We start from the raw sequence: 21,891 nt of genomic DNA on the forward strand, positions 1-21,891 counted from the left end.
TCAAAGCTTTCATTAGCTATTTGACTTATTTAATTCATTTATTCGGTAGAGGTTTGGGTACAGCATAGATTATGCCCCCTCACCCCTACCCCATAGATTAAGGATACCTACCATGGATTACGCTACGGCGATTGGTGGCGTTGCTATGTTTACCTTGATCATCATGGGCCTTGTCGCTATTATTTTGGCGGCGCGCTCAAGACTGGTCAGTTCAGGCGATGTCACTATCCATATTAATGATAATCCCGATAATGATGTGGTGACACCAGCTGGCGGCAAACTACTACAAACGCTAGCGGGCGAAGGTATATTTTTATCTTCAGCTTGTGGTGGTGGTGGTACTTGTGCGCAGTGTCGTTGCCGCGTTATTGAAGGTGGTGGTTCTATTTTGCCCACCGAAGAAGGATATTTTACTCAAGGTGAAATCCGCAATCACATGCGCTTAGCTTGTCAGGTAGCTGTTAAGCAAGACATGAAAATTGAGATCGATCCTGAGTTCTTTGATGTACAAAAATGGGAATGTGAAGTTATCTCTAACGATAACGTTGCTACCTTCATTAAAGAGCTGGTACTAAAAATTCCAGAAGGCGAAGAAGTAAACTTCCGCGCTGGTGGTTATGTACAGTTGGAAGCGCCACCGCATGAAGTACACTACAAAGACTTTGTGGTTGATGAAGAGTATAGAGAAGACTGGGAAAAATTCGGTATCTTCAACTATGTCTCAAAAGTTGATGAGCCAGTTATCCGTGCTTACTCGATGGCCAACTATCCTGAAGAGAAAGGCCTCATCAAATTTAACATCCGTATCGCAAGTCCACCGCCACGTGGTCCTGACGGTATTCCACCAGGCAAAATGTCTTCATGGGTATTTAGCTTAGTACCTGGTGACAAAGTGACGGTTTCAGGTCCTTATGGTGAATTCTTTGCCAAGAAGACCGAAGCTGAAATGATCTTTGTTGGTGGTGGTGCTGGTATGGCCCCAATGCGCTCACATATCTTTGATCAGCTTAAACGTTTGAATACTGATCGTAAGATTAGCTTCTGGTACGGAGCTCGTTCTATTCGTGAGATGTTCTACGTTGAAGACTATGATCAGCTAGAAGAAGAGTTCGATAACTTTGAGTGGCATGTTGCACTGTCTGACCCATTACCAGAAGATAACTGGGAAGGTCCAACAGGCTTTATCCATAACGTATTGCTCGAAAACTATCTGAAAGATCATCCAAACCCAGAAGACTGTGAATACTACATGTGTGGGCCACCGATGATGAACGCTGCCGTAATCGACATGCTACACAGCATGGGCGTGGAAGACGAAAACATCATGCTTGATGATTTCGGTGGTTAAGTTAGATAATTAATCTAGCAAAGTAAGGTTTAAGAATATAAAAAAGAGTCTCAATTGAGGCTCTTTTTTTGTGCGATTTTTACACATAGTAATGCCGTTACAGACTACAAATCTAGCTAGTAGAGTCGCTTTATTATCCTATATGATGGACTATCTAAACATTGAGAAAGGACTCTTATGAAAACGAAATACAAAGATCTAACCATTTGGATTACAGGTGCCTCTAGCGGTATTGGAGAAGCATTAGCCGTTGCGTTCGCCAAACGCGGCGCTAGAATTATTCTAAGCGGACGTGACAATGATAAGTTAGAGGTGGTCAAAAACAGCTGCAAACGCGCTAAAAAGCATATCGTCGTTCCTTTTGATATCAGTGATGCCAATCAAACCAAAGAAGCTTATGACACTGCTAAAGCTCAGGCTGGCAAAATCGATTGGCTGATTAATAATGCCGGTATCAGTCAACGCGCACTTATCATGGATACCGATGAAGAGGTCGAGCGTCAAATCATGGAAATAGATTATTTTGCTCAGACGCGCCTTACTAGACTGGTACTGCCTGACATGATTGCACAAGGTGGCGGCAAAGTCGTGATGGTCTCGAGTGTGGCAGGCCTATTAGGTACACAATATCGCGGCGCTTATGGAGCAGCCAAGGCGGCACTGCATATGTGGGCAAATAGCTTGCGCGCTGAGCTACATGACCAAGGTATCGAAGTAGCCACGATATTCCCCGGGTTTATTCAGACCAACATCTCTATCAATGCATTGACTGGCGATGGTAGCGCACAAGGTACGATGGATGAGGCAACCAATAATGGTCTAACTGCGACTGAGTTTGCTAAACAAGTTGTGAAGGCGCTCGCCAAGGAAGAAGAATATATTATCGTCGCTGGTCGCAAAGAAAAACTGGCAACACGGGTCAACCGCGTCTCTCCGCCAAAACTCTATAAGCTCATACGTGAGTCACAAGTAAAATAATTCGATCAACCGAACGAATTGTCGCTGAATGGTGCCTTCATTAGTATTTTTGGGTTCAAGGGGTGTAAAATAAGCGTGGCTTGTTTTACACCCTACTCATTTCTACGCCATACCGAAAATATTATGAAAAACACTATATACAGCTTATCTTCCAAAAAACCTCTACACCTTACCTTAGTAGGCGTCGTCAGCCTTGCCAGTACTTTAGGTCTCAGCGCTTGCCAGCAAACCCCAGACTATAACTATCTGATCGGTGAGACGATGGGGACGAGCTACCATATTAGCTATCAGTTGCCTGATGATGCGGACGAAGCTGCCATACAAGCTGCGGTAGACGAGCGCCTAAAACAAATTAACGATAGCATGTCTACCTATCAAAACGATTCAACAATATCTACATTCAACCGTTTGGGCAAAGACAAACCTATCACTATCGATGCTGATTTTAGTCGTGTGCTAGATGTCTCGCAAATTGTCTATCAGCAATCAGGCGGTGCTTTTGACCCTACCGTTATGCCACTCGTAAACACCTGGGGCTTTGGAAGTACCATGACGGTCGAGCGTTTACAAAGTCCACCGACCGCAGTAGAGATTGCTCAAGCAAAAGCATTGGTCGATTTTGAGAGCATCATAAAGAAAGATGACACCATCTATAAGACCAAAGACGGCGTTGGTTTAGATTTTTCTGCCGTTGCCAAAGGCTATGGCGTCGATGTCATCGCTGATGTGTTGAGAGATGATTACCAGATTCGTAACTATATGGTTGAGATCGGCGGTGAAATTGCCACCTCTGGTGTGAACAACCAGCAGCAGCCATGGCAAATTGCGATTGACGCTCCTATTGAAGGCAGCACGGTCAGCGAACGCCAAACCGTATCTGCTATTCGCCAGCCCAAGAATACGGCTAGTCAAATGCATTTAGCGACCTCTGGCAACTATCGTAACTCTGTCATATTCGATGGCAAACGCTATAGCCATACTATCGATCCGACAACGGGCAACCCTATTGCAGGCGGCGCACCTTCAGTCACTGTCGCAGCTGATTCGGTTGCATTAGCGGATGCGTGGGCAACTGCTCTTACCGCGATGCCTTATCACAAAGCACTAGACCTCGCTAAAACGCAAAATCTGGCGGCCATGTTTGTGGTACTAGCTGACGATGTAAAGGCAAAAGGTTCTGATGATATGTCCAACGAAGCTGCTGATGATGATATTGACGACTGGCAGGTGGTACAGACCCCAGCGATGAAAGCATTACGTGCTGATAAAAAGCTTTAAACGTTCTCCAAGCTCTAGACAGCACACTCTAAAAGCCACTGGTAAGTGATAGATGTGAAACAAGAGAATACGTTAACGCACAACGAGCCGCACTAAAATTTGCTATACTATTATACAGTTGTTATTAACGGTGCTTAGCTGTCATGAACTTAGACAACACTACTAATAACTGCCCTATTTTTTAAAATGAGGTTTCCTCTATGCTTAGCCAACTGCTTCCTATGCTTGCCATTACTTTCACCGTATTTGTCCTATTCTTTATTTTTATGGGCGTCGGTTATATGGTCAAAAAAAAGCCGCTTAGAGGATCTTGTGGCGGTGTTGCCAAATTGATGGGCGATGAAAATTGCTCTTTTTGTGGTAATGATCCCAATAAGTGCGATTCACTAATCGCTGAACAGCAAGAGAATGCATTAAGAGCTGCTCAATTGGGTAAATCGGTTTAATAGCCTATTAGTTACCATACGTTGGTAGCGTTTACCTGACATATGTTCTTATAATAGCGTCAAGTCATTCAGAAGTGACTTGGCGCTATTTTTATTGTGCGATAAGACTGCTTATTTAAGATTTATTATTATCGCCATCTCTTATTATCACTGTTCTAAAACCGTAACTCGAAGTAACCACACATACATTTTGACTAACCTGCCTGCCAATTTAGTAAAGTCAGTTAAGCAAATTGTATGTCTTACGCGCTACATATATTTTTCGGTCTAACTTACGATATCGATTACCGTTTAGGTACGTGTCTGGGTAAATGCTCTCTGGTGTTATTTTATAAGCGGCAATTTCTTGGCGCTTATAAAATAACGTGTTCTTTTTTGCTGTCATCGTTGTGCTGCTATGTCTACCTCGTCCAATCTATCTGCTTCATCTAGCCTGCCCTCCTCACGCTTTACCTTTTGGTTGGTTCTGTGTGCCATGATTCTACTAGCTACCAATATGCGTGCGCCTATCGTCGCGCTAGGTTCTATCGCCCCAGTGGTAAAGGACGCGCTTGATATCTCTGAATTTCAGATAGGCTGGCTAGGGGCAGTACCTATGCTGAGCTTTGCCGTTGGTGCGCTGATTTCCCCAGCAATTGGTAAGCGATTCGGGTTAGAAAACACACTGATTGCCATGATTGGGCTATTAACGGTAGGGATGGTTATCCGTACTGCCATCCCGACGTGGAGTGGGTTTTTAATTGGTACTTTGCTACTTACTCTTGCTATTGGTTTCGCTAACACTTTAGCAGCACCGGTCATTAAGCAGCGTACCCCACAACATATTCCGCTGATTACAGGGTTGTTTAGTCTAACGATGACCACAGCAGCAGGTATCGTCGCAGGTGTAGTACTACCATTATCGGAGCAAGTTGGTTGGCAGTGGGCATTAGGCGGTTGGACAATACTGGGTGTTTTTGCTTTCGTGATTTGGCTGTTCTTACGTGTACGGTTGGGTTCATCCAACCATCAAGCGGTTATCCCTGCGGCCTTAGGTTCTTCTGAAATTTCTATGTGGCGCACCACCTTTGCGTGGCAGATTGCTATTTTTATGGGATTACAGTCATTATTGTTTTACACCGTTGCCAGTTTTTTACCATCGATTTGGGTCAGTAAGGGACTATCTGCCGTCAGTGCTGGACAAATGGGCTCTGTATTTCAGTTTATGGCACCAGTCTCTATCTTAAGCCTAACTTGGTTGGTCAATCGTGGCCGCCCTATTCAAGCATTGGCAGTATTTGCTGCTGTATTAAATGTCGTTGGTATATTGGGCGTCAGCTATCTATCGACTGACTTGGCATGGCTATGGTCAGGCATGATGGGCATGGGCTGTTCCGCGATTTTTACCTTGAGCATGATGCTGTTCTCGATGCGTACTTATACGACCAATCAAGCCAGTGAGCTGTCTGGTATGGCTCAAGCAGTGGGTTATGTCATTGCGTTTTTTGGCCCATTGGGCACAGGCTGGCTCCATGAAACAACGGGCAGTTGGAGTGTGCCACTTTTTATTATGCTGATACTGATGATTGTCAACGTCGTGATTGCTTGGCTTGTTAGTCGTCCAGTGATGGTCGATGGCAAATATATTTGATTGCTATCAGCTTTCATTTCTATCAGTTTTTGTGGTCTACAAGGCTATGATTGCTAACGCGCAATAAAGCGGCCTTAAATTAACCTTAGGGCAATATAGGTCACTGTCTTATTTTGCTATAGTCAGTTCAATATAATTTAGATAATTAACATAAGCTGGATATTCAATATAATCCGGATAAAAGGAAGGTGAGTAAAAGTACTACCAATAGTAGACTGAACGAGCCTGAGAATTCATCCGACTGTTACTGTATCTGGTTTAGATAGGATTTGACTATACACTGGTTTGATTGCATATAGGACATAACACCCATGATAAAACCTCCCTCTCGTTTTGCTCAGCGCTTGCCTGCTATCGCTATGCTCGCGGCTGTAATGGCTATCAGTGGCTGTCAGAAAGATGCTGAAACCACATCTGCTGATGACACGCAGAGTACCAGTACTGAAGCGACCAATAGTCAAGCTAGCACTGCTTCAGTAGCAGCTGAAACCGCAGCAACAACTGATCAACAGGTCAAATCTTCATCACTTACTATTTTGGCGCTTGGTGACTCACTGACAGAAGGTCTGGGAGTGGACAAAGACGACAACTATCCTGCTCAATTAGAAGATCGTCTACAAGAGATGGGCTATGCTAACGCCAAAGTTATTAACTCAGGTCTAAGCGGTGAAACCAGTACGGGATTAGTCAATCGATTGGACTGGGTATCGCAAACCAAACCTGACATCACCATATTGACTATCGGTGCTAACGATGCGATACGCGGCATCGATGTGGCGACCATTGAAGCCAATATTCGTACTGCGGTTAAGCACCTGCAAGACAATGGCAGTGTCGTTATCTTAGGCGGCATGTCAATCTATGACAATCTAGGCAGTGAATACGTTGCGGCATTCTCAGACATTTATCCTCGTATTGCTAAAGACATGAATCTGACGCTTATTCCGTTTTTCTTAGAGGGTGTCGGCGGTGACCGAGAGCTAAACCAAGCAGATGCGATTCATCCGACTAAAGAAGGCTACGAGATTATCGTCAATAACAATATCTTGCCTATTCTAGAGCCTAAGTTAGAAGAGCTAGAAGAGTTAAAAACAGCCGGTACCGATAACACAGCTGCAACGGCTCAAGACAATACGACAAAAAATAAGACAAACGAGACTACTTAACGAGACCATTAAACGAGACACTGTAATGACATCATCATCTTCGACTGCCACAGCAACGCCACAAGCAGACGCTAAGACACAAGCTCTACTGACCGCTTCACAATTAAATAAAACCGTGCAAGTCGGTGAGCAAAAACTGTCCATCATCAAAGACGTGGATATTTATGTCAACGCTGGCGAGTTTGTGGTCATCATGGGCAAATCAGGCTCGGGTAAATCTACTTTGTTAGGTTTACTCGCAGCATTAGACTATCCCGATAGCGGTACGGTATCGCTGGCAGGTCAAATGCTTAGCAGTCTTGACGAAGATGCGCTAGCCGTCATTCGTCAGCAAGATATGGGCTTTGTCTTTCAGTCATTTCATCTACTGCCCACACTGACCGTCGCTGAAAATATCGCCTTTCCACTTGATATTGCCAGACGTCCAAACCCAGCACGCGTAGACGAGCTGATAGATGCGGTCGACTTAGGGCATAGACGTAACAGCTTACCCAATCAGTTGTCAGGTGGTGAGCAGCAGCGTACAGCGGTGGCACGAGCACTGGTATCGCACCCAAAGATTGTGTTTGCGGATGAGCCAACGGGCAACTTAGATGAGCAAAATGCCGATCAAGTCATGCAGCTACTATTGGATTTACGTCAACAGGTTGGCTCGGCACTGGTGGTCGTGACTCATGATCCTGCACTTGCCGAGATGGCAGATCGCGTCATCACCATGCATGACGGCCGCATTGTACCTACATGAATAACTGGATTGTATCTTAATGAATAGTAAGCCCACAGACAACAAATTGCCTGATACAAAAAAGACTGCTACCAGTATGCATCAAGAGTCCAGTTATCCTAGCGGCATTCTTAGTCAACTATTTACCCGTACTCTAGGTTTTCAAACTCTAGGCTCGCAAGCACTCAGCCGTAGCTGGTGGCAGCGCTGGGTGTATCCAGTGTTGTTTCTAATGACCTTGACCTTATCACTTGCAACTTACCTGACTCTCGACTCGGTGCAGCAGTCTGTCGATAGCTACATCAATGACAATCAGCGCGCACTCGTTGGTGGGGATCTAATCCTAAACAGTAAGCAAGACTGGCCAAGCGAAGTATTGTCACAGGTAGAAACTATCCCTAATACACAGATCGTGTATGACTATCAATTTAGCGCCATGCTGGTCAATGATGAGCAAACACTGCTTGCCAGCGTCAAAGCCGTCTCGCCGTCGTATCCCCTATACGGCACAGCGGAGCTTGCCTCAGGACAGCCACTGTGGGATCAGCTAACATCTGACAGTGTGATCGTCGCACCAGAAGTGCTCAGTAGTCTACAGGCCGATGTCGGCGACCGTATCACCATTGGCGATGCGCAGTTCACGATTAGTGATGTACTAACCAAAGAGCCTGACCGTCCGCTGACCACCTTTGGTTTCGGTGGGCGTGTGTTGATGAAACAAGATGCCTTAGAGGCGACCAATCTACTCGGTCAACGTAGCCGCATAAACTATCGTATCGAGATGGCAGGCGATCCAGAGCTGATAACCACGCAGCGTGAGCAGCTTACAGAGATCCTGACCAATTATCCTGATATCGAGCTATCTGATGCTGAGTCCGCAGACACTTCGGTCTCGCGTATCTCTGATAATGTGCTGATGTTTTTAAAGCTACTGGTCATCGCGGTGTTACTACTATCTGCGGTCGCCATGTACGGCGTCATTAGTGCGTTTGTCAGCAAGCAGCAGTCTAATAATGCCATTCGCTTGGCGCTAGGCGAACCGCTTGGCTCACTCAAACGTAGCTACTATCAGCTGCTTATCATCACGACCGTCATTGCTTGTATCGCAGCGGTTGCCCTTAGTCTGGGCTTACTCAAAATCGGTCAGCCCTATATGGTGGCCATCTTACCTGCTGACGTTGGTCTAGCCATCAATCCAATCAGCGCCATCAAGACTATTGTCATTGCTTTAGTCCTGACGCTACTGATCGCTCAGCGTGGTTTGAGTACGCTGAGCACCACCAAGCCCGCGACCCTACTTAGTCAAGGTGCGAGCACGCAAACGCAAAATCTGCCTTGGTATCGACGCGTACCGTTACTATGGTATGGCTTGGTGCTGGCAGGGCTGTATGCTTTCTTCGCTTATGAAGTTGGCTCACTGTCATTAGGCGCACAGCTATTGGGCGGCTTGATTGGCTTTGTGGCGATATTTTGGTTATTGGCGCGTGGGTGGCTCTGGCTGCTTAACAAGTTAGCAAGCAATACTAAGGTCAGTTGGATGCAGCGTATCGCCATCCATAACCTTGCGCGTAAAGGCAACCAATCAGCGTTGTTCTTTGTCACCTTATCACTATCGGTAGCGGTGCTGACGCTCATTACCACGCTCAACCACAGTATCAATGCGCAGTTTATCAACGCCTATCCTGAAGACGCGCCCAATCTGTTTTTGCTCGATGTGCAGAGCGATCAACATGACGATATTGATGCCATCATTGAGGCGCCCGTCACTTACTATCCCGTCATTCGTGCGCGTGTGGAGACGGCTAATGATGTGGCGGCAAAAGATATCGAGCCTGCTGATGGGTTTGATGATCCCACACGTGTCTTTAACTTGAGCTACGCAGATACGGTCATGGAGACCGAATACATCACTGAATCACTCACAGACGACGCGCTATACTCCTCTATCGATGCGACAAATGAACAAATCAAACCTTTGTCTATCTTGGACACTGCCGCAGGTATGCTCAATGTCGGTATGGGCGATCAGGTACGTTTTAACATTCAAGGTATCGAAATCATCGGGCAGATTACCAGTATTCGTACGCGCTATGAGCGTGGCCCAAGCCCGTATTTTTACTTCTTGTTTGAACCGTCCGTACTGTCCGCTGCCCCGCAGATTCAGTTTGCCACTGCACATGTGTCAGAGAGTGCCATTCCAGAACTACAAGGCAAACTGGTACGCAAGTTCCCTGCTGTCACCACCATCGATGGCACGGCTATCGCGAAGCAAATTCAAGAACTGGTGGTACAAATGAGCCGCTTGGTCTATGTGTTCACCTTGCTTGCCCTACTCACTGGGGTCATGGTGCTGATCAGCTCGCTGCTGTCTACTTCACAAGATCGTATGAAAGACAGCGCGTCATTTAGACTGCTCGGTATGCAAAAGCGTGACCTGTATATGCTCAATATCTTAGAGTTGGGTGTGCTTGGGATTAGCGCGGCGACCTTTGCCGTTGTTATCGCTAGCGTTGGCGCATGGGCTGCTATCACGCAATGGTTTAATCTACAGTTTAGTGTGCCGTGGCTGAGCTTGGCTATTGGCGGTGCAGCATTAATCGTGTTGCTGTTTGCCATTGCTATTATTTATGTGAGATTGGTGATTGGACGTGGAATTATGGCAAGGGTAAGGGCGATGATTTAACAATAGTTTATTTTACGATTCCAACTCGTTTAAAACTGACTATTTGCTATACTAACGCCCATATTATCATTAGGGGTATGCGTGCCTATACCTCATTAACACCCTCTCAAACAGCATGGTAGCCTTATGAAATTCTCAAAGTTCGGTCAAAAATTTACCCAACCCACTGGCATCTCACAATTGATGGATGATCTGGGCGATGCGCTAAAAAGCGATCAACCTGTCAACATGTTGGGCGGTGGTAACCCTGCCAAAATTGATGCCGTTAATGAGTTGTTCTTGGAGACCTATAAGGCGCTGGGTGTTGATAATGATGCAGGCGTGCCCAATAGTAGCGCGATTATCAGCATGGCGAACTACTCTAATCCGCAAGGGGATGCCGCCTTTATCGATGCGTTGGTTGGCTTCTTTAACCGTCATTATGATTGGAATCTCACTTCAGAAAATATTGCCCTGACCAATGGCTCACAGAATGCATTTTTCTATTTGTTTAATCTGTTTGGCGGCGCTTTCGCTGATGAAAAGAATGGAGCTGTGGACAAATCCATCCTACTGCCATTGACCCCTGAGTATATCGGCTATAGCGATGTGCATGTTGAAGGTCAGCATTTCACCGCGGTATTGCCACATATCGATGAAGTGACTCATGATGGTGAGGAAGGCTTCTTTAAATATCGTGTGGATTTTGACGCGTTAGAAAACTTGCCAGCACTAAAAGAAGGTCGTATCGGCGCGATTTGCTGCTCACGCCCGACCAATCCAACTGGTAACGTGCTGACTGATGACGAAATGGCGCATTTGGCTGAGATTGCCAAACGCTATGACATACCGCTGATTATCGATAACGCCTACGGCATGCCCTTCCCCAATATCATCTACTCTGACGCGCACCTGAATTGGGATAACAATACGATTCTTTGCTTTAGCCTGTCAAAGATTGGTTTGCCTGGTATGCGTACTGGTATTATCGTGGCCGATGCCAAAGTAATCGAAGCGGTCAGTGCGATGAATGCCGTGGTCAATCTAGCACCGACACGCTTTGGTGCAGCGATTGCCACGCCATTGGTAGAAAACGATCGTATTAAGCAATTATCTGATAACGACATCAAGCCGTTTTATCAAAAGCAGGCGACACTCGCGGTGAAGCTATTAAAAGAAGCCTTGGGCGATTATCCTTTGGTCATTCATAAGCCTGAAGGCGCGATATTTTTATGGTTATGGTTTAAAGACTTGCCGATTAGCACGCTGGATCTATACGAGCGCCTAAAAGAGAAAGGCACGCTTATTGTGCCAAGTGAGTACTTTTTCCCCGGTGTCGATGTCAGCGATTATCAGCATGCGCACGAATGTATCCGTATGAGTATCGCGGCTGACGAGCAGACACTGACTGATGGTATTCAAGCCATTGGTGAAGTCGTACGTGAGCTGTATGATGAAGCCAAAAAATAAGATGAGCTGCTAGAATTATAAATTCAAATAGCAGAATGAAAAAACGGACTATTAATTAGTCCGTTTTTTTATGGCGTTTGGTCAGTGAAGTCGATTTATTGGTTGGTCGAAATATAGTCGTCCACTTATTCAGCGCAAAAAGCACGTACGGCAGCATACAAGTATTAATCAAATCACGGATACTCGCGAGTATCTGATCACGGCTCAAGCCAGTTAAGCCAAGCGATTCAATCGTATCTCGATTGTCCAAATACTCACCCAACAGCGCAATACAAGTCACGACGATCAATGCGATAAATGACCGAATACCTTGGCTTTTTATAATAGGTCGCAGCGCAACCAGACACAGCAGATAAACACCGACACCGACATAGATATGTAAGGCATCTTTGGCAAGGCCAGTTGTTTCCACAACATTCATTTTAAAGGCAGTAAAATCCACTGAGATATTCCAAATATAAGCGAGTAGAAAATAACTGAGCGTATCACTAAACCATGATGGCTAAACTATAATAGCTAAAGAATGGCAGCTAAAAAGTGATGGCTGAGCATAAAAAAGGCAGATTATACAATTGATAATCTACCTTCTACTAAATTAAATATTCACTTCACGTTTATCAACTACTTACACATTCCACTCTACAAAGTTCTTGAGCAGTTGCAAGCCAGCAGTATGGCTCTTTTCTGGATGGAACTGGGTGGCAAATAGATTGTCTTGGATAACACTGGCGCAGAACGGTTGACCATAGTCACATACCGCCGCCACTTGTGAGCTATCAGCAGGTTCACAGTAGTAACTATGCACAAAGTAAAAGTGCGCATTGTCTTCGATACCGTGCCAAAGCGGATGATCAAAATCCATACCGCTAACGGTATTCCAACCCATATGCGGTACTTTTATCGTTGCGCCCTGCTTGTCTTTCCACGTATGGTCAAACGCTTCTACAGTGCCGTTTAAGATGCCCAAGCAGTCCGTGCCACCATTTTCAGCTGACTGCTCAAACAACGCCTGCATGCCCACACAGATGGCCATAACGGGCTTGTTAAACACTGCATGGCGTATCACTTCATCAATGCCCGCTTCGTGCATGCCAGCGATACAGTCACGCATCGCACCCACACCAGGGAAAACGATCTTATCAGCCGCCGCCACGATTTTTGGATCATTGGTGATAGAGACTTCTGCCCCGACTACCGATAGGGCTTTGCTAGCAGAGTGCAGGTTGCCCATACCGTAATCTAATAGTGCTATTTTAGTCATCGATTGGTTCTCATTTTTAAATATTTTGACTACTGTACTATTTATATTATTGACCATTTATATTGTTGGCTATTACTAAGGTGTAGATAAGGTTTTGCTACAAGGAGGTCAAGCGCAGGCTGTACAACCAGTACGCCAAACTTGACTGGCCCTTTTGAGTAATCTTGTAGAAGAGCCTTAAGTGCGCCTTAGAAAGCCTCTTTGGTCGATGGCAGGGTGTTTAATGCACGCTCATCGTATTCACAGGCCATACGTAACGCACGAGCAAAAGCTTTAAAGGTTGATTCGATCTGATGATGGCTGTTTTTGCCTTTTAGATTATCCAAATGCACGGTCATCCATGAGTGATTGACGAACCCGTAAAAGAACTCACTGAACAAATCAACATCAAAACGGCCGACGTGCGAGCGCGTAAATGGGATATCCATATGCAAACCAGGACGCCCTGACAGATCGACGACAGCACGGGTCAATGACTCATCTAGCGGCGCATAAAAATGCCCATAACGACGAATGCCTTTTTTGTCACCCAGTGCTTTGTTGAAGGCTTGGCCAAGAGTAATACCAGTGTCTTCGACGCTATGATGGTCATCAATAAACGTATCACCGGTACATTTGATATCTAGGTCAAACAAACCGTGACGCTTAATTTGATCAATCATATGATCCAAAAATGGCACACCAGTGTCTACCGTGCCTTTACCTGTACCATCCAGATTGACGGTACAGGTGATTTGCGTTTCGGCAGTGATACGTTCAACGGTCGCGATACGTTCAGGGCGACCATATAGATTTACGTTTTTTGACTCAGTTTGCTCAGGTGTGGCAGCAGTCGTCGTTGCATTGGCTGTCATGGCTACTCTCTATCAGTTTTTTATCAGTGAAAAGCGGTCAATAAATAAGGCAAAAACCTGCCCAAAATATTTTACTAGTGTCTGGGTCAGACCTTAGCAAAAAATGTATTAGAAAATGATATATACAAAAGATATCAACATATTAGGGTTTATACATACTAAATATTATATAGCCTCATCATAGCAAACCCTAACATTTACTGCCACGACCAAGCGGTAAACCACGCACAAAATCACCTCATTCTGCTAAAATAGTGTGTTCAGTTTTATCAATCATGACTCGCGCTGACTTTGAAGACCCTTACTTACGGCACTACACGCTATGACATCGTGCTGTCTCATACTGCTAATTTATACTATAGAAACCCTCTATTTATAGGAACTGCTATGCCTTTAGAAGCGATCGCCATTAATAGTTTGGATGCGCCACTTATCAAAAAACCTGCTCGTGACAATGAGCTAGCAGAGCGCTTGCAAGCGTTATACGATAGTGATGATGCACAGCCTGACGGTCTCGAGGTATTAAATATCGTTGAGCAAGGGTTTCAACGTGGACAGTATCTCTATGTCGGTATGTTCAATGATAAGCCTATCGCCGCTGTTGCCTGCTTTGATGATGGGCAGACCAATGCTAAGCGCCTGCAGTACCTCACTGTGCATCCAGAGAATCGTAAACGTGCTATTGATGCCAAGTTTATTAAACTGGTCTACGATTGCGAAGTTAGAAAAGGCGTACGTGAATTTGTCCCTGCGGACGCTGATATTCACCGTATCATGAGCGAGTACGAACTTCTGCGTGTAAAAGACTAAATTGAGTGCTAAAACGATTAATTTTACTAATATCTAATTATTTATCGTCTTTTTTTCGATAAAATGCAAAAATTGCTTGACAGAAGCGCGTATATTTAGTTTAATAGCGACCTCAACGAAGACGGCTCGATAGCTCAGTAGGTAGAGCAACGGATTGAAAATCCGTGTGTCGGCAGTTCGATCCTGCCTCGAGCCACCATTCGTTAATAGAATTCTAAAAAGCCCTGAACAGCAATGTTCGGGGCTTTTTTTATGTTTAAATTTTACCGTATTCGTTAACATTCATTCTATTTATGCATTGTTCTTATTCATATAGCCGACCACTATTCGTAAAAACGACCACGTAATAGTAAATTACAGCGCTCACGCGAATCTAGGTCGTATATAGTTGCGCGGTAATCAATACCGTGACGCCCTTCAAAAAATATCACTCGGTCGCCCACTGCCAAAAAACAAGACGTACGCGCATCATAGATAAAGCCATCTATCACAAATGCCAAATCGCGATCTATCTCGCGTACCGTATACGTCTCACCTTGCGGAATCAAACGTTCAAACCACGCGCTATGGGCAGTCGTATTGGCTAGTATGCTTGTCGTTAGCAATAGCCACGCTACCAGTATATTTTTGGGTAATCGCAAACGGCTCAGCTCATTTACACTTATTTTATTTCTCAACATAGTATCTCTTGTGGTATTGCATTCATCATATTTGTAGCCTTCATACGTCTCACAGTTGACTTTACCATAACCATTTCTACTTAACGCTTTTGATGCTAAATACCTACTGTCACGGTTGCATAACATTTTTGTGCTTTTTTCTAAACAGCTTGGCTAAGTATACTCAATAACCATATACGAATAGACAAAAATAATAGGTCATAGCTATGAGAGAGTTTGATTACGACTTGGATTATAAGAGTTTAGATTTGCGCGCTCAGCCTGAGTTGTACCGTGTCGCTCGCGGTGAGCAAGGCGTATTACTGGTAGAGCCGTATAAGTCTGAGATTTTACCCCATTGGCGTTTTGCGACTCCCGATATCGCCCGCGAGAGTAGTGAAGCTATCTATCAGATGTTTTTAGATTACTTGGCTGACGATGACTTCGTCGGTGCAGATATGGCGCGTAAGTTTATACAAATGGGCTATACCCGTGCTCGTCGCTATGCCAATCACAAAGGTGGTAAAAAATATAAAGGCGCGGTACCTGATGATAAAAAAGGTCAAAGCGGCGCTCATGGTCGCGAAGAATTGCCACGACAAGAGGAAGACCCAGTTAAAGCAGAATCCGCACGAATCTTTAAAGTTAAATGGGACGAATGCCGTGAGAATGAAGACTATTTAAGAATGAAAAAAGAGCATCGTGAACGCTATAAAGATGTCGAATAGATGCTAATGCTCAAGACATTAAGCACAACAGGTAACTAAATTGACTGGTCTCAGAACGCTACTGTGCTAAGGTATGGCCAATATAATAAATATAACGATTTTCAATAGTGAGGAACAATGAATAAGCAGCTTTTAATTTTTGATTTTGATGGAACGCTCATTGATAGCGTACCTGATTTGGCCGACGCCACCAACACCATGCTAACCACATTAGGCAAAGACACCTACCCTATCGAGACGATACGTAACTGGATAGGAAATGGCTCACGCCTGCTCGTAGAGCGCGCGTTGGTTGGTAAAGTGGAAGTAGCAGAAGGTGAGCTAACGGTTGAGGAAGCCGATCATGCAGAGCAAATATTTTTTGAGGCTTATAAGAATCTTAGTGGTAGCAAAACCGTTGCCTATCCAGATGTCGATGACGGACTCAAAAAACTGCACGCAGCTGGCTATACGCTTGCTTTAGTCACCAATAAGCCCATTCGATTTGTACCGAAGATATTGCACTCATTTGGCTGGCAAGATTTGTTTAGTGAAGTGATGGGCGGCGACAGTTTATCTGTCAAAAAACCAGATCCAGCGCCCCTACTGCATGTCTGTGAGACTCTCAATGTCAGTGTTGATCAGGCAGTGATGATTGGCGACTCTAGGAACGATATGTTGGCTGGACAGAACGCCAATATGGACACGCTCGGTTTGTCTTATGGTTATAACTACGGCCAAGATATTCGCGAATTAAATCCGACCGAAGCCTTTGATCACTTTGCGGACTTGGTTGCTTGGGTTATGAAAGATAGAGTTTAGTCTATAAAAAACCTATCAAATCATCATGATGTAACTTGCTCAAACATAGATTACGCTTTGCTGCGATAGCTCAGCGCCTCAGATACGTGGGCGCTGTTGATATCCGTACTATTAGCCAAATCCGCGATTGTACGCGCAACCCGTAATACTCGGTGGTAGCCACGCGCTGATAAATTTAGACGCTGCTGAGCAAGTTGCAATAACTGCTTTTCATTGTCGCCTAGTTGGATATATTCATCAATTTCGCTAGGGCTAAGTTCATTATTAACCTTTTTCTGGCGCTGCATTTGATGCTGATGCGCGACCACTACGCGATCCCGTACTTGCTTGGAGGTTTCACCTACCTGACTGTTTTGTAGATCGGCAATCGGTAACGCAGGCACGGTAATATGTAAGTCAATACGATCTAAGAGAGGTCCAGATAGTTTGTCTTGATAGCGTTTGATTTGCTCAGGTCGACATCGACAACGTCCTGATGTATCGCCATCATAGCCACATGGGCAAGGATTCATCGCAGCGACCAATTGAAAATTCGCTGGAAAAGTCATTTGAGAATTAGCGCGGCTAATAGTAATTTGTTTGGCTTCTAGCGGCTGACGCAGTACTTCCAGCACGCTCCGATCAAACTCTGGTAACTCATCAAGGAACAATACTCCTTTATTAGCAAGCGTTATCTCACCCGGTTTTGGCCGTGAGCCACCACCGACTAATGCTACAGCTGATATCGTATGATGCACTTGTCTGAACGGCCGCGTCCCATAGTCATAATCGCTGTCTGCCACCGAATAGGTACTAGCAACCTCTAGTGCATCCTCATCACTCAAGTCTGGCAATATCGTTGGCAATCGTGATGCCATGAGTGTCTTGCCAGAACCTGGGGGCCCTGTAAATAACAATGAATGGCCACCAGCGGCGGCAATCTCTAACGCGCGTCTGGCATGGTGCTGTCCTTTGACATCAGCTAAATCCACTTGATAGCCAACATGCTGCTGTGTGGGACTAGGCTGTACTACTGCTAAACTCTCATAGCTTGCACTTGGGTCAACGAGCGACTGCAGATGGTCGCAAACTGCTTTTAGACTCTGAGCAGCTAGTATCGTTACGCCATCAACGCGGCTGGCCTCACGACCATTATCAATCGGCACGATCAGTTGCGGTGTTGTCGGCGGCGAGTTATTTGAGTTATTTGAATTATTTTGTCCTTGGTCACTCGCTGTTAACTGCGACAATGCTAATGCCAATTTCTCAGCTTTGATTGCTCGTGCGACTGCCAAACTACCAGTTACTTGTCGCAATTGACCATTGAGCGCTAATTCGCCAATAAATTCAAATCCTGATAGCACCTCTGGCTCAAGCTGTCCGCTTGCTGCCAGTATACCAATAGCAATTGGTAAGTCTAAACGCGCGCCATCTTTAGGCAAATCAGCAGGGGCTAAATTGATCGTGAGGCGGCGATTAGGAAACTGGAAACCTGAATTGAGAATGGCGGAGCGCACCCTGTCTTTACTCTCACGCACGGCGGCCTCAGGTAGCCCAACGATGGTCAATGCAGGCAGTCCTTGCGATAGATGCACCTCAATGATGACCTTGGGAGCATGCAGACCAACCACCGAACGGGTATAGACTTGGGCAAACGACATCAGCATCTTCCTAATACAGAGTATCATTGATAATAAAGTATTATTTATCAACGCGCAAATGTCGTGTTTTATTGCTGGTGTGGAGAGAATCACCACAACCTCAGCGTCCTTCTGAGGTTTTTTATGTGTAAATGATAGCTCTATTTTAATATTTAAGAATACTCACCGACCACCCCACTGCTAACAAGGATTTGCTATACTAACTACTATACATTTAGCGATACATACTGCTGCCGATGATATATTCAAGCCGTGTTATCAATCAATCTTAAAAGCAAAAAATAAACGCCAAATCCGAAATCATTGATAATATAAAAACCAGCAGTATCTAGAGTAAAAACGAGGAATATCGCATGACAGACTATTCAGAACAGAACACTCAGCAGCCCTACAACCGTGCGGACGAGCCGCCCACGACTGTGCGCCCTGTTATGCAGACTGACAACCCTTATGCTAGTACACGTGGCAGTATTACTAGCAAGCAGCTACCAGCATTTGATGAGGCAATCATCAATAAGTACAATCGCTCAGGGCCACGTTATACCTCTTATCCGACTGCTTTAGAATTTACTCCAATACCGGATAGCTTTGAGGCTATCGGTCTTGAGACAAAAATCCTGCAGAATCGTGAAGGGCGCGCTCCTTTATCGCTATATTTTCATATTCCGTTCTGTCGCCACCTTTGCTACTACTGCGCTTGTAATAAGATTATTACCAAAAAAAATAGCGACTCTGGCGATTACTTGCAGTATTTAATCGCTGAAATTACGCATAAGCGCCGCCTGTTATCTACGCCAGAAGGCAGCGACAAACCATTGGTCAAACAGCTACATTTAGGCGGTGGTACGCCAACGTTTTTACGTGACGAAGAGATGGTGCAATTATGGGAGTTTTTACAGACTCAGTTTGAGTTTTTGCCAGAAGACGAAGGTGACTACTCTATCGAAATTGATCCTCGTGAGCTGAGTGAAAACACTCTGAAAATATTGCGTAATCTCGGTTTCAACCGTATCAGCTTAGGTGTGCAAGATTTAGATGAAACTGTGCAAATTGCCGTTAATCGTGTGCATTCCGCAGAGCTTATTGAAAGCGTGCTAACAGAAGCACGTGAGCTTGGTTTTCGCTCTATCAATATTGATTTGATTTATGGTTTACCGCATCAAACGCCTGATACTTTGGACAAAACCGTAAATCGTATCATCGAGATGTCACCAGACCGCCTATCGGTCTTTAACTATGCGCATTTGCCTGAGCGATTTAAAGCCCAACGTCAGATAAAAGATGAAGACTTGCCCAGCCCAGCTGCCAAACTGACGATGCTCGGCAATACTGTCAACACATTGACCGAAGCCGGTTATCAATATATCGGTATCGATCACTTTGCCAAACCTGATGACGAGTTGGCTATCGCCCAGCGTGAGGGTAAATTACATCGTAACTTTCAGGGTTACACCATCATGGGTGATTGTGACTTATTAGGCTTTGGTGTCTCATCAATCAGTCAGATTTCTAATGCCAATACGCGCTATATTTTGCAAAACGATACTGATCTACAGAGCTATCAAGCCAAGATTGATATGGCGAAAATTAATCCAACTGTCATGCCTGCAGTAAAGTACATTAAAACCTCTATTAAGGATCGCTTGCGTGAATATGTCATCATGAACCTGCTGTGTCATGACTATCTCGATTTTAAAGATGTGAATCAAAAATTTGGTATCGATGCCATCACCTACTTTATTAATGAGATTCAGCAGTTGGGCGCTATGCAAGACGACAGACTGATTGATATGGATGCAGCAGGTATGCGCGTCTTACCCAGAGGTCGCTTGCTTGGCCGTAACGTCGCCATGGTATTTGATGAATACTTAGAAAAGAAACACCAAAACCGCTTTTCAAAAGTTATCTAAGCTAGCGAAACTTTAGTCCAATTAATACACATAAAAAAGACCTCAAGCGAGGTCTTTTTTTAATATTGCTATGATTTCTTACACTTTTAATTTATCACCGACCATACCTTTTACAGTGCTTAAGATATCTGCTGGTAATACCACCATTTTGGAGTTATCAGATTCAGCCAACTCTCGTATCGCTTTGATATATTGTTCACCCAGCAAGTATACGATCGGCATCTCTTCCTCGCCCATCGCACTAGTAATCAAACGAATCGACTCTTCAGAACCTCTGGCTAGTACCACCTGCGCTTCAGCATCACGGCGTGAAGCTTCCAAGCGACCATCCGCTTCTAAGATAGCAGCTTGCTTTTGACCATCAGCACGGGTCACGGTCGCACGGCGCAAACGTTCTGCCGCTGCCTGCTCTTCCATGGATGCTTGCATGGTCTGCGAAGGATTAATATCTTGAATCTCTACTGTCTTAAGGGTAATACCCCAATCCGCAATATCTTCTGAAATTGCATGTTTTAGCTTGGTTTTGATCTCGTCACGACTGGACAATGCACTATCAAGATCCATCTCACCAATGATCGAACGCAATGACGTCTGTACTAGATTACGGATACCGTACTCATAATCTTCGATACCATAGACCGCCTTATCAGGACGCACGATATTAATATAAGCGACAGCATTTGCAATAATAACGACGTTGTCACGAGTAATGACTTCTTGTGACGGGATATCGAGTACGATGTCCTTAGTCGTTACTTTATAAGCCACATCATCTACATAAGGGATGATGAGGTTGAGTCCAGGCTCTAGCGTTTGGCTATACTTACCCAGTCTCTGCACTACCCATTTATAACCTTGCGGTACAATACGTACGCCTTTAAACACGGTGAATACCACCAGTGCAATCAATACCACCATGACAATACTAAAGCTTTCCATAACTCATCCCTTATTATTATACCTGCATACTTTTATGCATCGCTGCCTGCGCTTTTGTACTGCTCACAATTAGCTCATTGCCAACGATATCCGTCACGACCACTCTATCACCGATTGCCACCTGCTCCCCTCTCGTACGGCACATCCATTCAGCCGCACCAACGATAGGAACACTAAATCTAACCGTGCCAGCTTTATCTAGCTGCGGTGACACGATAATCATCCCCACTTCACCAACTATGACACTACCGCCTAGCCCAGCTTTTGTACGATCTACTGACAACGGTCTGATAAACTTGAACCAAGCTAGCAAAAACACAGCAGAGAGCACTAACCAGACGATAATCTGAACAGAGACAGCAATAGGCAACAGCCATGATAGCGCTGCAACGATGATGGCAGCGGCACCAAACCACAGACTGGCAAACGTCGGTACAAACATCTCGACTATTAGTAATAAGAAGCCCAATACTAACCAATGCCAAGGTTCAATCATCCAAAGTATCTCCATCCTTGCCACCATTCCTATCTTTATCATTCCAGTTTTTAATGTAGCACATTTTTAAGGATAACAACGCTTTAACGAT

20 protein-coding genes and 1 tRNA gene are annotated in these 21,891 nt (G+C 44.9%); 14 read left to right on the top strand and 7 right to left on the bottom strand.

The features are described from left to right. Positions 1-112: 112 nt before the first annotated feature. The 9 genes from nqrF to CXF69_RS07565 all read left to right on the top strand — a co-directional run bounded on the left by nqrF (position 113) and on the right by CXF69_RS07565 (position 11,702). The gene (nqrF, locus tag CXF69_RS07525; RefSeq protein ID WP_102078341.1) at positions 113-1,348 is read left to right on the top strand and encodes an NADH:ubiquinone reductase (Na(+)-transporting) subunit F; all 1,236 of its coding nucleotides are present in this window, start codon (positions 113-115) and stop codon (positions 1,346-1,348) included. 177 nt (positions 1,349-1,525) lie between these two features. Then, on the top strand, positions 1,526-2,326 hold the full coding sequence (locus CXF69_RS07530; RefSeq protein WP_102078340.1) for an SDR family NAD(P)-dependent oxidoreductase: 801 nt from the start codon (positions 1,526-1,528) through the stop codon (positions 2,324-2,326). Positions 2,327-2,449: 123 nt separating this feature from the next. Continuing rightward, positions 2,450-3,604, top strand: a complete 1,155-nt coding sequence (locus tag CXF69_RS07535; protein ID WP_101204729.1) for an FAD:protein FMN transferase — start codon at positions 2,450-2,452, stop codon at positions 3,602-3,604. 200 nt (positions 3,605-3,804) lie between these two features. Then, positions 3,805-4,050: a (Na+)-NQR maturation NqrM gene (nqrM, locus tag CXF69_RS07540; RefSeq protein ID WP_057762175.1), complete on the top strand. Its 246-nt coding sequence runs from the start codon at positions 3,805-3,807 to the stop codon at positions 4,048-4,050. 397 nt (positions 4,051-4,447) lie between these two features. Then, positions 4,448-5,680: an MFS transporter gene (locus CXF69_RS07545; RefSeq protein ID WP_101204730.1), complete on the top strand. Its 1,233-nt coding sequence runs from the start codon at positions 4,448-4,450 to the stop codon at positions 5,678-5,680. Positions 5,681-5,991: 311 nt separating this feature from the next. Continuing rightward, complete coding sequence (locus CXF69_RS07550) at positions 5,992-6,846, top strand: arylesterase (RefSeq protein ID WP_101204731.1); 855 nt, start codon at positions 5,992-5,994, stop codon at positions 6,844-6,846. Positions 6,847-6,871: 25 nt separating this feature from the next. Continuing rightward, entirely contained in the window at positions 6,872-7,591 is a 720-nt protein-coding gene (locus CXF69_RS07555; RefSeq protein ID WP_101204732.1) for an ABC transporter ATP-binding protein, read from the top strand. 19 nt (positions 7,592-7,610) lie between these two features. Beyond that, positions 7,611-10,253 (top strand): ABC transporter permease, encoded by a 2,643-nt coding sequence (locus CXF69_RS07560; protein WP_101204733.1) that lies wholly within the window; start codon positions 7,611-7,613, stop codon positions 10,251-10,253. Between the two features lie 126 nt (positions 10,254-10,379). Next, the gene (locus CXF69_RS07565) at positions 10,380-11,702 is read left to right on the top strand and encodes a valine--pyruvate transaminase (protein ID WP_101204734.1); all 1,323 of its coding nucleotides are present in this window, start codon (positions 10,380-10,382) and stop codon (positions 11,700-11,702) included. Positions 11,703-11,757: 55 nt separating this feature from the next. Here the strand turns inward: CXF69_RS07565 and CXF69_RS07570 are convergent, their stop codons facing one another. The 3 genes from CXF69_RS07570 to hisB form a co-directional block, all read right to left on the bottom strand. Next, a complete protein-coding gene (locus CXF69_RS07570) occupies positions 11,758-12,123 on the bottom strand; it encodes a hypothetical protein (RefSeq protein WP_220455964.1) in 366 nt (121 codons plus the stop codon). Between the two features lie 204 nt (positions 12,124-12,327). Then, positions 12,328-12,963, bottom strand: coding sequence for an imidazole glycerol phosphate synthase subunit HisH (hisH, locus tag CXF69_RS07575; protein ID WP_101204736.1), 636 nt, complete (start codon positions 12,961-12,963; stop codon positions 12,328-12,330). Positions 12,964-13,151: 188 nt separating this feature from the next. After that, on the bottom strand, positions 13,152-13,817 hold the full coding sequence (gene hisB, locus CXF69_RS07580; RefSeq protein ID WP_220455963.1) for an imidazoleglycerol-phosphate dehydratase HisB: 666 nt from the start codon (positions 13,815-13,817) through the stop codon (positions 13,152-13,154). A gap of 387 nt (positions 13,818-14,204) precedes the next feature. On the opposite strand from hisB, the gene CXF69_RS07585 reads away from it, so the two are divergent. Both CXF69_RS07585 and CXF69_RS07590 read left to right on the top strand, forming a co-directional pair. After that, positions 14,205-14,627 (top strand): hypothetical protein, encoded by a 423-nt coding sequence (locus CXF69_RS07585; protein WP_101204737.1) that lies wholly within the window; start codon positions 14,205-14,207, stop codon positions 14,625-14,627. A gap of 123 nt (positions 14,628-14,750) precedes the next feature. Beyond that, positions 14,751-14,826, top strand: a tRNA-Phe gene (locus tag CXF69_RS07590). A gap of 124 nt (positions 14,827-14,950) precedes the next feature. Here the strand turns inward: CXF69_RS07590 and CXF69_RS07595 are convergent. Beyond that, positions 14,951-15,307, bottom strand: coding sequence for a hypothetical protein (locus CXF69_RS07595; protein WP_145990080.1), 357 nt, complete (start codon positions 15,305-15,307; stop codon positions 14,951-14,953). A gap of 206 nt (positions 15,308-15,513) precedes the next feature. Between CXF69_RS07595 and CXF69_RS07600 the strand changes: the two genes are divergently transcribed. Together CXF69_RS07600 and CXF69_RS07605 are read left to right on the top strand one after the other, a co-directional pair. Further along, a complete protein-coding gene (locus tag CXF69_RS07600; RefSeq protein ID WP_101204739.1) occupies positions 15,514-16,014 on the top strand; it encodes a DUF4385 domain-containing protein in 501 nt (166 codons plus the stop codon). 117 nt (positions 16,015-16,131) lie between these two features. Beyond that, positions 16,132-16,815 carry a phosphoglycolate phosphatase gene (locus CXF69_RS07605; RefSeq protein WP_101204740.1) on the top strand — a complete coding sequence of 228 codons (684 nt, stop codon included), beginning with the start codon at positions 16,132-16,134 and terminating at the stop codon, positions 16,813-16,815. Positions 16,816-16,865: 50 nt separating this feature from the next. Here the strand turns inward: CXF69_RS07605 and CXF69_RS07610 are convergent, their stop codons facing one another. After that, positions 16,866-18,455 carry a YifB family Mg chelatase-like AAA ATPase gene (locus CXF69_RS07610; protein WP_101204741.1) on the bottom strand — a complete coding sequence of 530 codons (1,590 nt, stop codon included), beginning with the start codon at positions 18,453-18,455 and terminating at the stop codon, positions 16,866-16,868. Between the two features lie 431 nt (positions 18,456-18,886). Between CXF69_RS07610 and hemN the strand changes: the two genes are divergently transcribed. Then, a complete protein-coding gene (gene hemN / locus CXF69_RS07615; RefSeq protein WP_416374998.1) occupies positions 18,887-20,365 on the top strand; it encodes an oxygen-independent coproporphyrinogen III oxidase in 1,479 nt (492 codons plus the stop codon). 78 nt (positions 20,366-20,443) lie between these two features. Here the strand turns inward: hemN and CXF69_RS07620 are convergent, their stop codons facing one another. Beyond that, entirely contained in the window at positions 20,444-21,304 is an 861-nt protein-coding gene (locus CXF69_RS07620; protein ID WP_057762202.1) for an SPFH domain-containing protein, read from the bottom strand. Between the two features lie 16 nt (positions 21,305-21,320). Next, positions 21,321-21,800 (bottom strand): NfeD family protein, encoded by a 480-nt coding sequence (locus tag CXF69_RS07625; protein ID WP_102078338.1) that lies wholly within the window; start codon positions 21,798-21,800, stop codon positions 21,321-21,323. Positions 21,801-21,891: the final 91 nt, after the last annotated feature.

The organism is Psychrobacter sp. Choline-02u-9 (assembly GCF_002836505.1).
Classification (GTDB): domain Bacteria; phylum Pseudomonadota; class Gammaproteobacteria; order Pseudomonadales; family Moraxellaceae; genus Psychrobacter.